The 15664-nt window shown below is 48.2% G+C and carries 11 protein-coding genes; all 11 read right to left on the reverse strand.

Annotation, left to right across the window (positions count from 1 at the left end):
- Window positions 1-5 precede the first annotated feature (5 nt).
- Window positions 6-1139 (reverse strand): DUF4097 family beta strand repeat-containing protein, encoded by a 1134-nt coding sequence (locus CR205_RS15700; protein ID WP_110521098.1) that lies wholly within the window; start codon window positions 1137-1139, stop codon window positions 6-8.
- A gap of 207 nt (window positions 1140-1346) precedes the next feature.
- A complete protein-coding gene (uvrA, locus tag CR205_RS15705) occupies window positions 1347-4223 on the reverse strand; it encodes an excinuclease ABC subunit UvrA (RefSeq protein ID WP_110521099.1) in 2877 nt (958 codons plus the stop codon).
- Window positions 4224-4231: 8 nt separating this feature from the next.
- Window positions 4232-6232 carry an excinuclease ABC subunit UvrB gene (uvrB, locus tag CR205_RS15710; protein WP_236634864.1) on the reverse strand — a complete coding sequence of 667 codons (2001 nt, stop codon included), beginning with the start codon at window positions 6230-6232 and terminating at the stop codon, window positions 4232-4234.
- 235 nt (window positions 6233-6467) lie between these two features.
- A complete protein-coding gene (locus tag CR205_RS15715; protein WP_142669904.1) occupies window positions 6468-7847 on the reverse strand; it encodes a PDZ domain-containing protein in 1380 nt (459 codons plus the stop codon).
- Between the two features lie 365 nt (window positions 7848-8212).
- A complete protein-coding gene (locus tag CR205_RS15720; protein WP_110521102.1) occupies window positions 8213-9727 on the reverse strand; it encodes a S41 family peptidase in 1515 nt (504 codons plus the stop codon).
- 302 nt (window positions 9728-10029) lie between these two features.
- Window positions 10030-10395 (reverse strand): hypothetical protein, encoded by a 366-nt coding sequence (locus tag CR205_RS15730; RefSeq protein ID WP_110521104.1) that lies wholly within the window; start codon window positions 10393-10395, stop codon window positions 10030-10032.
- A gap of 137 nt (window positions 10396-10532) precedes the next feature.
- On the reverse strand, window positions 10533-11906 hold the full coding sequence (locus CR205_RS15735; protein ID WP_110521105.1) for a murein hydrolase activator EnvC family protein: 1374 nt from the start codon (window positions 11904-11906) through the stop codon (window positions 10533-10535).
- A 148-nt stretch (window positions 11907-12054) separates the two neighbouring features.
- A complete protein-coding gene (ftsX, locus tag CR205_RS15740) occupies window positions 12055-12948 on the reverse strand; it encodes a permease-like cell division protein FtsX (RefSeq protein ID WP_110521106.1) in 894 nt (297 codons plus the stop codon).
- On the reverse strand, window positions 12938-13624 hold the full coding sequence (gene ftsE, locus CR205_RS15745; RefSeq protein WP_110521555.1) for a cell division ATP-binding protein FtsE: 687 nt from the start codon (window positions 13622-13624) through the stop codon (window positions 12938-12940). Before ftsE ends, ftsX begins: the two co-directional genes overlap by 11 nt.
- A gap of 474 nt (window positions 13625-14098) precedes the next feature.
- The gene (locus tag CR205_RS15750) at window positions 14099-14476 is read right to left on the reverse strand and encodes a c-type cytochrome (RefSeq protein WP_110521107.1); all 378 of its coding nucleotides are present in this window, start codon (window positions 14474-14476) and stop codon (window positions 14099-14101) included.
- A 72-nt stretch (window positions 14477-14548) separates the two neighbouring features.
- Entirely contained in the window at window positions 14549-15433 is an 885-nt protein-coding gene (locus tag CR205_RS15755; RefSeq protein WP_236634890.1) for a YitT family protein, read from the reverse strand.
- Between the last annotated feature and the right edge of the window lie 231 nt (window positions 15434-15664).

Genomic DNA, 15664 nt, shown 5'->3' on the forward strand with positions numbered 1-15664 from the left:
CCATGTCAGCTGTTTTTCACCTGTACCGAACCGGTACCGGACTCTGCTTCCAGGTAAAAAGAAGCTTCGGCTTCTTTGTTGGCCAGAAACGTCATTCGTTTACTGGCAAACTCTTTCTTTTCATCAATCACAGTCATGCCCGGCAGGTCGCAGTTGAGGCCGCCTACTGAGGACTTCAGGTTTCCTTCAACTTTCATATTCTCTGGAAGCTGGGCAACCACGCTCCCTGTTGTCGTCTTGAAATAGGCTTTTGTATCGACTGGTTCAGTGAGGGTGTAGTTGATCGTGCCGTTTAACGTTTCAACATCCACTTCACCCCGGCTTACACGAAGGTCAATCGTGCCATTCACGGTTTTGGCATCACAGTGGTCCATACTCAGATCGTCAACAGAGATCGTGCCGTTGACAGTTTCAACCCTTGCATCACGGCATGCCACCTTATCAAAACCGATCCGGCCGTTAACGGTCTGCGCTTCCACGTTTACGGCTTCCAGTGTTTCACCGGTAATTTTTCCGTTAAAGGCATACAGTTTGACCTTCTCCAGATCTTTTCGCGGTACGTAAACGACGGAGTTGACTTTCATGGATTTAGACGGAGATTTGATGCGCAGCCGGCCGTCTGTGACATCAAAGATGACTTCGTTGAGGAAAAATCGCCGGGCTTCGTCACCGTCATTGACTTTATACACTTTCACATTGCACTCCACTCGAACATCCGGTTCATCCCAGGGCCGGAGAAGAATGCTGCCGTTTTCCACATTCACATCCACATGTCTGACGACTGCTCCCGTGTGCTGAAACGTGTGCTCAATTTCGACAGAGGATCCGAAATTAAAGTCCAGATCAAATTCCTTGATTTTATGGACCGCATCTTCAAGAAACTCTGTAAACCGGCTTGCAAAGGAAGGCTGCTTCGTTCTTGAACGATATTCCCCCGAGCTGTTTTCCCAGTCAACTTTGGTTGAGATTTCATGGGACGATCCGCTTGTCGTACTGTGACTCGTTTCCTGTTGAGTTGTTTTCCCCGGATCGCCCTGGCTTTTGTCTTCCTTCAGTGCATTCAGTAGCTGCAGACCTTCTTCTGCTGAAATTTTGCCGTCTTCGATCATCTTGAGAATCATTTTACGTTCTTCCTGCATCGTGATCCCTCCAGCCTGAAATACGTTCTATTTATAATCTTAATATGACTTTACGATTTAAAAAAGAAAAAGTTTCTTCCCAGTGATGACTGCAGGGAAGATTTTCAGCAGAGAGGGAGGTCCTATCTCCGTTGATTACCTCCGCAGCACTCCCTCCAATGGAAAAACCACCTGCACAACTGCAGATGGCCTTCCCTTCAAAAGATACTACGAACCTGAACCGACAGACTCCCTGTCCTTCATTCGTTTTTCCATTCTGGCACGGTCACGTTCAAGGATTGGCTTCAGGTACTCTCCCGTGTAGGATCCTTTTACCTTGGCGACCGCTTCAGGAGTTCCGGATGCGACAAGCTTGCCGCCTTTGTCGCCCCCTTCCGGTCCAAGATCGATAATGTGATCGACTGTTTTAATTACATCCAGATTATGCTCGATCACAAGCACCGTATCGCCGTTTTCAACGAGGCGCTGGAGAACCTTCAGAAGCCGGTCGATATCATGCACATGAAGACCGGTTGTCGGCTCGTCAAGAATATAGAGCGTCCTGCCGTTCGATCGGCGGTGAAGCTGTGAGGCCAGTTTAACCCGCTGCGCTTCCCCTCCGGACAGCGTTGTTGCCGGCTGGCCGAGTGTCATATACGTGAGCCCTACGTCATAGAGCGTCTGGATTTTCCGTTTAATCTTAGGAATGTTTTCAAAGAAGCCTACTGCTTCTTCCACTGTCATCGCCAGAACATCAGAAATATTTTTCCCTTTGTACGTCACTTCAAGGGTTTCCCGGTTATAGCGTTTACCTTTACATTGTTCGCACGGGACGTAAACATCGGGAAGGAAATGCATCTCAATTTTAATGATCCCGTCTCCCCTGCACGCTTCACAGCGGCCGCCTTTAACGTTAAAGCTGAACCGGCCTTTTTTATAGCCCCGTACTTTTGCTTCATTGGTCATGGCAAACACGTCGCGGATATCGTCAAACACGCCTGTATACGTGGCCGGGTTGGATCTTGGCGTACGTCCGATCGGACTCTGGTCAATATCGACAACTTTTTCCAGATGGTCGATACCGCTTATTTTTTTATGAGCACCGGGCTTTGCTTTTGCTGTTGTCAGCTTTATCGCCAGAGATTTATAGAGGATATCGTTGATCATCGTACTTTTTCCTGAACCGGACACGCCCGTCACGGCTACGAAAATTCCGAGGGGAATGTCAATGGACGTATTCTGCAGGTTATTTTCGGTCGCCCCCTGAATGGAGATCGTCCGTCCGTCAGACTTGCGGCGCTCAGCCGGAAGCGGAATGAACTTTTTCCCGGACAGATATTCACCCGTCAGCGACTCCGGATCGTCCATAATCTCAACAGGGGACCCTTCTGCAGAGATATAGCCTCCGTGAGCACCGGCACCGGGTCCGATATCAATAATATGATCGGCTGCAAGCATGGTGTCTTCATCGTGTTCAACTACAATCAGGGTATTTCCCAGATCCCGCATTTTTTCAAGGGTACGGATCAGCCTGGTGTTGTCACGCTGATGCAGCCCGATGGACGGTTCATCGAGAATATAGAGCACACCCATCAGGGACGAGCCGATCTGGGTGGCGAGACGGATCCGCTGAGCCTCCCCGCCTGACAGTGTTCCGGCAGCGCGAGACAGGGTCAGATACTCAAGACCCACGTTCATCAGAAAGCCGAGACGTTCTTCAATTTCCCTCAGAATCAGCCGGGCAATTGTCATATCCTTTTCGGACAGTTCGAGGTTCTTAAAAAATGACTTTGCATCTTTAACGGAAAGAGACGTGACTTCCCCGATCTGCTTACCTCCGACCAGGACGCTCCGGGCTTCTTTTGTAAGACGGTACCCTTTACAGGTGGGACACGGCTTCTGTGCCATATACCCTTCCATCTGCTCCCGGATGTAATCCGAACCAGTTTCATGGTAACGTCTTGAAATGTTATTGATGACCCCTTCAAAGTAAATCTCTTTTTCACGGACATTGCCGAACTCATTTTCATAGCGGAAATAAATCTTTTCCCGGCCACTGCCTAATAGAATTTTATCCATCTGATGTTTCGGCAGCTGTTCAACAGGTGCGTCCATATCAATTCCGTAATGATCGCATACGCTTTTCAGCAGCTGCGGATAATACTGGGAGCTTACCGGCTGCCACGGGGCGATTGCGTTGCCATTCAGTGAACGGCTCCAGTCCGGAACGATGAGATCCTGATCCACTTCTAGCTTGCTTCCGAGCCCGTCACAGGAGGAGCAGGCCCCGAAAGGACTATTGAACGAGAACATCCGCGGCTCGAGTTCACCGATTGAAAACCCGCAGTGCGGACAGGCGTGCTTCTGGCTGAACGTGAGCTCCTCTTCGCCGATGACATCCACCATGACCCGGCCATCAGCCAGATTCAGTGCCGTTTCAAGAGAGTCCGCCAGTCGTGACTCCACACCTTCCTTAATCACAATCCGGTCAATCACAACTTCTATGGAATGCTTTTTGTTCTTTTCAAGTTCGATTTCCTCTGCAGCTTCGCGCATTTCTCCGTTTACCCGGACACGGACGTATCCCTGTTTCTTAATGTCTTCAAGCGTTTTGGCATGGGTTCCTTTACGCCCGGAAACGATCGGCGACAGGATCTGCATCTTTGTCCGTTCTGGATAGGCGAGCATGCGGTCCGCCATCTGCTGAACAGTCTGTGAACTGATTTCAATACCGTGAACCGGACAGACTGGTTTTCCTACACGGGCGTAGAGAAGGCGGAGATAATCGTAGATCTCCGTAACGGTACCCACAGTAGAGCGCGGGTTCCGGCTCGTTGTTTTCTGATCAATAGAGATCGCAGGGGACAGACCTTCAATCGCATCTACATCCGGTTTGTCCATCTGACCGAGAAACTGCCGGGCGTAAGCAGACAGGGACTCCACATAACGGCGCTGCCCCTCGGCATAAATCGTATCGAAAGCGAGGGATGATTTACCCGAGCCTGACAGCCCTGTAAACACAACGAGTTTGTTTCTCGGGATCGTGACATCCACATCTTTCAGATTGTGGGAGCGGGCTCCCTTTATTTCAATGTTTTCCAGCATGACACTCCTCACCCTTCCGCTTTCAATTCAATAATCACATCGCGCAGTTCGGCTGCACGCTCGAAGTCAAGCGCTCTTGCCGCATCTTTCATTTCTGTCTCCATCCGTTCAATCACTTTTTCCCGTTCTTTCCTGCTCATCTTCTGCTGTGGCTTCTTCACGCTCGCCTGTGCGTCGTACTCTTCCCCGTCTTCTGCAGCATAAGTCGCCTGAATGAGCTCGGGAATGGCTTTTTGTATTGTTGTCGGAATGATGCTGTGTTTTTTATTGAATTCCTTCTGTACAGCGCGGCGTCGCTTCGTTTCATCGATCGCAATCTCCATCGAACGGGTCATTTTGTCGGCATACATAATGACGTGCCCGTTAGAGTTCCTGGCAGCACGGCCCATCGTCTGGATCAGCGACCGTTCGGCACGGAGGAAGCCTTCTTTATCTGCATCAAGAATCGCGACGAGGGAGACCTCAGGAATATCAAGCCCCTCCCGAAGCAGGTTAATCCCGACGAGGACATCAAACTCCCCGCGTCTAAGATCCCTGAGAATCTGAATCCGGTCAAGGGTTTTAATATCAGAGTGAAGGTATTTTACCCTGATGCCGAGCTCTTTGAAGTAGTTTGTAAGATCCTCACTCATTTTTTTCGTCAGGGTCGTAACAAGCACCCGCTCGTCGCGCTCTTTACGGATCCGGATTTCTTCGATCAGGTCGTCAATCTGACCTTCAATCGGCCGGACATCAATGGTTGGGTCCAAAAGTCCTGTCGGACGGATGATCTGCTCGACCATTTCCGGACAGTGCTCCAGTTCGTATGGTCCCGGCGTAGCAGATACAAAAACAGCCTGGGTAATATGTTTTTCAAATTCCTCAAATTTAAGCGGACGGTTATCCTTTGCAGACGGCAGACGGAAACCGTGGTCCACCAGCACCCCTTTACGAGCCTGGTCCCCGTTATACATGCCTCTTACCTGAGGCAGGGTAACGTGGGACTCGTCCACCACAAGAAGGGAATCTTCAGGAAAAAAGTCCATAAGTGTATATGGAGTCGCGCCCGGTTCCCGGAATGTGAGATGGCGGGAGTAGTTTTCAATCCCCGAGCAGAATCCCATTTCCTGCATCATCTCAATATCATAGCGTGTTCGCTGCTCAAGACGCTGGGCTTCAAGAAGCTTTCCTTCCTCGTGCATCTTTTTCAGTGTCTCCTCCAGCTCCGCCTCGATATTGACGATCGCCCGTTTCAGTTTTTCCTCCCGGGTAACGAAGTGGGATGCCGGGAAAATGGCCACGTGATTCCGTTCACCCAGGACTTCCCCTGTAAGAGCATCGACCTCGGTAATCCTGTCCACTTCATCGCCGAAGAACTCAATTCTGAGACAGTGCTCATCACGCGAAGCCGGAAAAACCTCCACCACATCACCACGGACACGGAACGTGCCTCGGGTAAAGTTAATATCATTCCGCTCGTACTGAACATCAACAAGGTTTCGCAGAAATGCATTCCGCTCCAATTCTGCGCCGGTCCGGACGGAAACCACAAGATCACGATATTCTTTCGGGGAGCCGAGACCATAAATACACGACACACTCGCTACGATAATCACATCATTCCGCTCAAACAGAGAGCTTGTTGCCGAGTGACGGAGCTTATCGATCTCATCATTTATGCTGGCATCCTTCTCAATAAAGGTATCCGACTGCGGGATATAGGCTTCCGGCTGGTAGTAATCGTAGTAACTGACGAAGTACTCAACAGCATTGTTGGGGAAAAATTCCTTGAACTCACTGTAAAGCTGTCCTGCCAGTGTTTTATTGTGCGCAATTACGAGGGTAGGCTTATTTACTTCCTTAATCACATTGGAAATTGTAAATGTTTTACCTGTGCCCGTTGCACCAAGCAGCGTCTGGAATTTTTCTTTCTTCTGAATTCCATCGACCAGTTTTTTGATTGCGCCGGGCTGGTCACCCTGCGGTTCATACTTTGAGACAAGCTCAAATACTTTTTCTTCCCCGTCCAATAGGAACGCCTCCTTGATCTCAGCCGTTTTCACTGACAGGTGAGTCAGTTTTGTTAGAATCATTTATCGTATAAGGTTGTTGTTACGTACCTGTTGTTAACCATTACCCATTCTTAACATATGTACCTCATTATATCACAGAAAGCGCTCAAGAAGACAAGAAATACGAACGTATGTTTTGTATCAGAGTAAAAAAGAAGCCTGTCCGCAGACAGACTTCCCGAAGCTGATTGAATTAATGGGACGCAAGAGGGCGGTTCGCCCGCTTGCCCCTGTTTTTCCTCTCAGCTGTTTTCTTTTCAGCAGAAGATTCATCTGCTCCGGCTTCCGATGAGGCTGCCGCTTCTTTTTCATGCAGATGATCATCTTCTGAGGACCGGATCGTTTCCCGGTCACGACGGAGTACCAGAGAATAACGGAGTGCACGGTTGGACAGCGTGCCGTTATCCGGGTCCGGCACAAAAACGAGACCGAGCTGGTAGTGATCATCTTCATAAACCGATGACTGAACAAATCGAACCTGCTCCTGTTCATCCACGACCTCCAGCCTGCAGTAGGCACTGTTTTCCTGCAGCGCCTCATATAGTTCCAGCTGGGTACTGACCGATTTACCGTTCACTTTTATTATTTTTTCTCCTACTTTCACACCGAGCTTTTCACCGATCAACCCGGGAATCACGCCGAGAACAACAAGCCCTTCTTCACGGGCAAAAAAGACGGATTGCACCTTCTCCGACTGACGCCCATTGAAAAAGAACACTGCTTCCCTTCCTAAAATGATCAGAATTGGCACCGCAAACGCAGCAGGACTGTAAAACATGGCCAGTACGGCTGATCCGGCAGTTACTGCTGACAGCAGCAGTAATCCGGCTCCGGCTCTTTTTACAGCAGCATCAGGGTAACTGTTAGTAGATCTTATCTTAAAGCCAAGCACGATCGGAAACAGTAAAAGCCCCAGCGCCCCAGCTTCACTGATGGAAAACGGCCAGGAACCAAGCCCTGCCACCGCGAGACCTCCAGCTGGAAGCAGGAAAAACGAGGGAGCCAGCCACAGACGGTTCTGTTCATGTGCACCACCCGTTTTCCCGCGCTTTGTTTTCACGAGCAGAGGATTGGTTCGTTTCGGTCCGTTTACAAGGACTAAAAGAGCTTCAGCAACCATGATCAAAGCGAGAAACCAGACCGCACTCTGTAAGCTTAACTGTGATATTTCCATCAGGCGTGCGTCAATCCAAGCTGAACCTGAGCCTGATTCCGGAAGTATGAATGTTATAAGCAGCGTCACGCTTCCGATGAATGTAAAACTGAGCCAGCGGCTGTTACGGAAAGGAATGAACAAAAGCCATACCGCAGAAAGAAGCAGGAGCACGGCTGCCGGAATGACAATCCCCAAACCTAATACTGCAATAGTCAAACCTGCGCCGGCAGCAGCGCCCGCGGCAAGAGGAAAAAACAAATCGTGTACCACATCATAGATCCTTGTATGAAAATGCCGGCGCTCCCGTTTCACTCTGCGAAAGCCAAACCATAATGCTGTCAATAGAAACAGATAAAATAATGGCTGCGCGAAAAACCTGCCGCTGCCAGTGAGCAGTTCCCCTGTTAATCCATCCACATCCTCACCCCTTTGTTTCCGCCCTTTATTTCTATTTTGCCGGGCTGTCTTACGTTTCATTTTACTGGAAAAGCGGGAAAAGAGCATCCCCAAATACCATTCGTATAGAAATCTGTTTTTACGTAAAAAAAAAGGCTGAATCATAAGGTTCTGTTTCTCCTCATGATTCAGCCTTTTTATATTTTGTTCTTTCCGGAAAGATTGTATTTTTAATTCGCTGCAGGCGGACGCTTTCCGCAGGTCTTGTGCTCAGCCTCCTCGGGAAGACCGTCCTTTGGGGGTCTTCGGCTCTTGCTTTTCCCGCTGGAGTCGCCGCCTTTCGCTCCATAAATAAGTTTTCGAAAAGCTGTACGAAAATAGCCTTTTTATTCTGTCAGAAGCTCAACTGCACGGTTTAACTGATTGTCATTTTCAGGGTCACGCACGGCTTCCACAATTTGATCGCGGAGAGCAAGTGCCGTATCCTCATCAATTACGCCTGTAACTTCCATATCCATATCAGACTGGAACTGTTCAACTGCTTCTTCTGTTTCAGAGTCAAAGTAACCGTCTGTGCGGCCAGGATCATACCCGAGTCCTTCCAGCATCAGCTGGGCATTCTGCACCTGCTCAGAGTTTGAATCGAATTCAAGCGGTTCTTCTGCCTGTACAGGTGACAGGTAGAAAAACTCCGGCTGTCTGACTTCTTCAGTCGGATCGACACCAACTTCGTTAATGTCGTTTCCGTCAGCAGTAAGCCACTTGAACACGGTCAGTTTCAGCTCGCTCGCATCACCAAGCTCAAATGTCTGCTGAACGGTTCCCTTTCCAAATGTGGTTTCACCTACTACCGGATGACCGCCTGCTTCTTTCAGGGCAGCTGCCAGGATTTCAGAGGCAGAAGCACTTCCTTCATCAATCAGTGTTGCAATCGGATAATCCTTTTCTCCTTCCTGGTTGGAAAGGTGACGGACCACATCTCCATTACGGTCCTGACGCTGTACGATCGCTTCTCCTTCAGGAATCAGCAGGTTTCCGATCTGCTCAACACTCTGAAGAAGGCCTCCAGGATTACCGCGGACATCGATAATCAGGCCGTCAATCCCCTGCTCTTCCAGCTCATTGAGTTCTTCTTCAAAACGCGTTGCTGTGTCCTGTGCAAATGAACGGATTTCCAGATAACCGATTCTCTGGTCGTTCGCTTCGATCAGGTCACTAGTGACTGTTTCCACTGTGATTTCGTCACGGACAACATCGATCTCGAATTCCTCGCTCATTCCAGGTCGTTCAATAGTCAGTGTTACTGTTGTACCTTTTTCGCCGCGGATTTTAAGCACTGCTTCATTCAATGTAAGACCTTCTATATCTTCTCCATCAACCTCAAGGATAAGGTCATTTGGACGGAGTCCTGCATCTTCTGCAGGCGAATCACGAATCGGGCTGACGATCGTTACCCGGCCGTTAATCATATTCACTTCAGCACCAATACCTTCGAAGGATGGATCGAGTGATTCCATAAATTCCTCTGCGCTTTCCTGATCCATGTACACGGAATACGGATCATCAAGCGTCTCAAGCATGCCGCTTATGGCACCTTCAAGAAGTTCATCTTCATCAGGCGCTTCCACATAAGCTTCCATGATTGTAGTGAAAGCACGGTGAAACTTATCCAGATTATCCTGTGACAATTCACTGGAGGTTTCTACTGCGGGATCGGCGTCTTCCTCAGCCATATCCTCTTCAATAACAATTTCAGATTCGGTTTCCACAGGTACTGTATCCTGCATCACCGGTTCTGAAGAATCAGTGCCCGTCACCTGGAGGGTGATAAACATACCGGCAGCTCCCAAAATAACAGATACGGCGATGATAATCGGAAGGAGTTTTTTCTCAACGTTCATTGCTTCACCTCATCACAAAATACAAGGTAACACCGGCTGTTTATGCTTCCCTGTTTATTCTTGTCTGCCATGTCACTCTTCCAGCCGACTTTCATCTTCTTTCAATCATACCAAATGTCGGTCCCGGAATAAATTATTCCGGAAAAATTCTGCCGAAAACTTCGACAATTCTGCCGTGAAATCCTGCACCCATCAGCTTTTGATAGTTTGTACCGGAAGAGATTGGATATGTAACCGGGCGACAGTTTTTCTTAATTTTTATTCAAGTCTGCTGTTAATTAACTTTTAAAACTTTAATTGCATTAGTAAAGCTTTCTCTTTATATAAATCACATTGCTGCCTTCAACTGCAACATACCTTTTCAGAGCCCGGTGGAATAGCGGTGCTGTAATCAGGTAAACGGGAATGAGGATGGGGAGCGGAACCAGGAAAGCATGGTACAGGACAAAAAGCCACCCTTCCTCAAAGATCGCACCTCCGATAAAACCGCGAAGAACGATGTAGGGAAGTCCGTACATCAGCCAGCTGAATGTAAAGTTCGGCAAATGGAGGATTTTCAGACTCGGTTTATCTCTAGTGAAAATCCGTTCGAGAAGCACGTGTAAATAAAGAGCGGTCAACATGGTAAACGCACAAACGATCGCTGGAATACCTGTCGTAACCGTCATCCTGCTCCATCCTCTCAGCATGTTATTGTCGACCCGATGCTTACTATCTTTCCTTTAATAAGATATAAAAAACCCGCACCATCGAATTTTGTACATTCAAAGATGCGGGCTCGTCTGCCTTATTTCCCGGTAAATAGTTAAAAGTCTACATATTTTCTAGGGTCGACCGAATTGGATTTCTCACTGTCCCATCCACCAGGATGTACTTCAAAGTGGAGGTGAGGACCGGTGGAGTTTCCTGTATTGCCCATAATCCCCAGTTTATCGCCGCGGCTCACTGACTGCCCCTGTGATACATCAATAGAGTCAAGGTGGGCATAAAGGGTGGTGATGGATTCGCCGTTAATGTTGTGGGTGATCATCACGGTATTTCCATATCCGTTCAAGTACCTTGCCGTAATAACCTGACCAGATTCAGCCGCTACGATCGGAACATTGGAGCGCCCTCCCTGGCCGATATCAATGCCGTGGTGGGTACGTCCCCAGCGTGGACCGTATTCAGATGTGACGCGTCCAGTTGCCGGCACCATCATTGTACCACCCGTATCGCTTGGAGCGGATGACGATCCGCCGCCAGAGCTGTCTGAACTGCCGGAGTTACCTGAGTTACCTGAGCTTGAAGATTCAGACTGACTGGCTTCTTCCTCTTCGGCTTTTCTCTCAGCTTCTTCTCTCTTCTTGCGCTCTTCCTCTTCTTTACGCTTGCGTTCTTCTTCAAGCCTTTGCTGTTCTTCTTCCCAATCTTCAAGTTCCTGCTTGGCTGCAGCTTCCTGAGCGGCAAGAATATCCTGCTCTTCTTCGAGGGAAAGAATGGCTTCTTTCAGATTAGCTCCTTTTTCCTCCAGTTCTCCTGCAAGACGGTCTTTTTCTTCCGTCTGTTTTTCAAGATCAGCGCGAAGGCTTTCCAGTTCATTCATCTGTTCCTCGAGAGCCGTCAACTCTGCTTCAATCTCTATTTTAGCCTGTTCGAGATCTTGTTTGTCCTCGATATGCTGCTCAAGAATATTGCGGTCCTGACGGGAAATGGTAGAGAGGGCATTGATTCTCTCAATCAAATCTCCAAAGCTCTGGGAACCAAGAAGGACTTCAAGGTAATTCACACTCCCGCCGTTCCGATACATGGAGTTCACCCGGTCCTTCAGAAGCTCATCACGCTCAGCAATTCGTTCATGCAGTTCCTCGATTTCTTCACGCAGCTCTTCTATTCTTTCCTTTGTCTGATCGATTTCCGTATGTTTTTCTTCTATTTCACGGTTGGTCCGTTGTGTACGCTCATCCAGTTCGCGCATTTCCTCATATAAAGCGTCAATTTCCGCTTCAACCTGGGACAGTTCTTCGGCTTTCTGTTCCGATTCTTCCTGATTGCGGTTCTGTTCCTCCTGCTTACGTTCAATTTCTTCTTTAATTTCATCTCCCGTATTTGCTTCTGCCGTGGACCAGTGGTTTGCACCAGCAAAGGTCGAAAACGCCAGAATTAGTGCAAGTGACACGAGCACCAGTCTGCGATTCATCGTAACAACTCCCCCTCAACTACACTTTTCTGATTTATTTCCCCGGCAATAGACAAGCCCGGCAGTATTTATTTTCTTTCACATTATGTACAGGGCAGGACCGGGCACAGGCGGCCCGGTGTTTTATGCCTCTGAATCTCTACCATCCTTATACTTTAAGAAACTTGCGCACACTCATCATGCTTCCCCAGATTCCAATAAAAGCACCGATCCCAAGTAACAAGGCTCCCATCTGAACCGTTAGCGGCACTGCCGGAAGCATGGTCAGAAATCCGAGTTCCGGTGTGGCTTCTACCAGATCTGCAAGCCTGATATATCCGTAGGAGAGGGCACTCACAGGAATCACCGCTCCAAGAATTCCGAGAAGGAGTCCTTCTACAAAGAACGGCCAGCGGATAAACCCATTCGTTGCACCAACAAGTTTCATGATCTGAATTTCACGCTTTCGGGCAATGATCGTAATTTTAATTGTATTTGCGATCAGAAACATAGCGGTGAACATAAGTCCGACGATCAATGCAATACCGGCATAACGCAGGATGTTCGTAACGGAAAACAACTGTTCAACAATATCCGCTCCGTATTCAACGTCTTCAACGTTGTTCAGTGTCTGTATTTCCTCAGCCAGAACCTGTGTCTGCTGCGGATCTTCCGCCTGGACAACAAAGACATTATTAAGCGGATTTTCGTCTCTCAGTGTTTCCAGTACCTGCCCCTGTTCACCAAAGCTTACAATAAGATTCTCGAGCCCTTCCTCACGGGGGACAAATTCAACTGAATCCACCTGGGCCAGTTCACCGATTTCCGCTTCAAGCTCATCCTGATCTTCCTCATCTGCTGTCATTTCAATGAAAACCCGAAGCTCAACGTCATCTTCAAGAGAATCAGCAAAAGCGTTCATATTCATAATAAGAAGGAGGAAAGTACCTACCACAAAAAGCATGATCGTTACGGCACTGACAGAAGCAAATGTCATCCAGCCGTTTCTTGCTAAGTTCTTTGCTCCTTCTTTTATGTGTCTCGTAAGGGTTCTACCTTTCATAACCATAGTCCCCCTTTACTTCATCACGGGCAACCCGTCCGCCTTCAATAGCTATAACCCGTTTACGAATCGTGTTTACAATTTCTTTATTGTGGGTAGCCATGACTATAGTGGTTCCACGCTCATTAATTTCTTCAAGGATCCGCATGATCTCCCATGACGTTTCCGGATCCAGATTTCCAGTGGGCTCATCTGCAATCAGAACAGACGGATTGTTTACAATGGCCCGCGCAATGGCTACACGCTGCTGCTCTCCGCCGGAAAGTTCATGAGGAAGAAAGCGTGCCTTATTTTTAAGACGGACGACATCAAGCACCTGCATGACTCGTCTCCTAATATTTGCCTTACTTTCTTCAATTACCTCTAATGCGAACGCCACATTTTCATAGACTGTCAGAGAAGGAAGCAGTTTAAAATCCTGAAAAACGACCCCGATTTTTCTTCTTAGACGGGGGATATGCCGTTCTTTGAGTTTCGCCAGCTCCTCTGTGTCAATTGTTATCGCTCCGCGCGTGGGCTTTTCCTCACGGTACATAAGCTTAATAAACGTGGATTTACCAGCGCCGCTGGGCCCGACCACGTAAACAAACTCTCCCTTTTCTATGTGTATATCAATGCCGTTAATGGCCATTACGCCGTTCGGATATGTTTTCCAAACCTCGTTCATCGTTATCACATTCATCACATCCTGCTTCGCAATTCTCTATGGTGCCAAAGTCCATATATGTTAAATCGGTAACATACTTCGGTCAGGGTGTTCTCTTTCCGTCGAATATTGGCGAATTTTCTTCGACCCAGGCCAGAAAAATGAGCAGACACCCACCGTCTGCCTGCTTTCCGTTCTACAATACAACATTATATCATCTTAATTTCCCTATGCCCGGTTACTTTCTTTACAATTTCATTTCAAAAGTGTCACTACACGACAATTCCGGCCCCTTTCAACAGAAAAGTCCCGGTTGGTTCCAGAGATAAGGTAACAAAATCAGGACTATCTGAACAGGACAAATTATTACCAGAATAATTACCACGCCTTTTTACCCAGTCACCCCAGCAGGGCAGAAGCCTCGTTCTTCAGAAATACCCCTTTTCTAAACACAAAAAAACAGCCATCGACAAGGTGCGTCAAACAGCTGTTCTGCTTCATATCCTATTCGAGATCCGCAACGTAGGCAGCTACGTTATCAATTTCATCATCATCTTCTACAAGATCAGCCGGCATGCTTCCTGGACCTTCCTCGATTGCCGCCCGTACGGCGTCCATATCAAGTCCCTGAATGGCTGGTGCGGAAGCTCCTTCACCGTCTCCGCCATGACAGCTCAGACAGTTTGCCTCATAGATTTCCTCACCTTGAGCAAGGTCGTATTCGCCATCATCTGCTGCATCTTCATCCATTTCATCATCTTCAGTTTCTTCCGTGTCGTCGCCATCGTCTACAGGTGTGGTATCGTCGTCACCGTCGTCTGCACCGCCGCATGCTCCTGCAATAAGCGCCGCACCAAACATGGCAATAAGTATTTTCTTCATCTTAACCCTCCTGTTCAGTGAACGTTGTTGGCAATTTTTTCTTTATGCCAATTCTTAGATATTATAACCGATTTACTCTTTATTGAAACCCTCCCCAAGTACCTCCGACGCATGGCTTACGATCACGAAGGCCTGTGGATCAATGGTTTGCACCGTTTGTTTCAATTTTGTGACCTCGTTTCTGCCGACTACACACATAAGAACCGGACGTTCGTGATTCGTATAACCGCCGTAGCCTACAAGTTTTGTCACACCGCGGTCCACCTGGGTAAGAAGCCCCTGGCGCACCTCTTCTTCGTAATCGGAAATAATGATCGCCATTTTAGAATACCCTATTCCTGTCTGAACAATGTCAATCGTTTTTCCAGTTGCAAACAGACCAATCAGAGCGTAGAGGGCAAATTCAAATCCGAACACGACCGCCGCTGCCGTTACAACCAGGCCGTCCATAATAAATACACAGGTACCGAGTGACATCCCTGTATATTTATTTACGATTTGAGCAGCAAGGTCCGTCCCCCCAGTGGAGGAGTGGGATCTAAAGACAATCCCGAGCCCCAGGCCGACACCGATTCCTCCGAAAATGGCCGCCAGAAGCGGATCCATCGTAGCCGGTTCCAGGTGTCTGGTCATCAGTACGACTGCAGGAAGAAAGATCGTACCGGTTAATGTTTTTAGTCCGTACATCAGGCTTCCGGCAATACTTCCTCCAAGAAGGAGAACACCGGCAATAAAGAGTGGAATGTTAAAAGCCCACTGCGTAAATGCCGGTTCAAATCCGAAAGTGGCTTCGACGAGAGTGGATATTCCCGCCACACCTCCTGATGCAATCCGGTTTGGTAAAAGAAAAATATTAAAGCTTATGGCAACAATAGCCGATCCAAGCAGGACATGAGCAAATTCAAACAGTATTCTCCCTGCAGGGCTGACCGGCTGCTGATCTCTGCGCCGTTTCATTGCTTTCATCATAGGAACGTTCACCTGTTTCTTTTCATAGTAGCGGGAACGTGCTCTAAATCTACGCACCCATTAGCGTGTACTCTCTGAAGGGGTTTTATGCCGAACTGACAGTGCAGGCCCAGAGTAGTATAGCACCGCCATCCCCCCTTGTAAACGCAACCAGAATGACGCATTAACGGAATGACCCATTAAAGGATTACAGCACAAAAAACCGCCAATATCGGTACC

This window comes from Alteribacter lacisalsi (assembly GCF_003226345.1).
GTDB lineage: Bacteria > Bacillota > Bacilli > Bacillales > Salisediminibacteriaceae > Alteribacter > Alteribacter lacisalsi.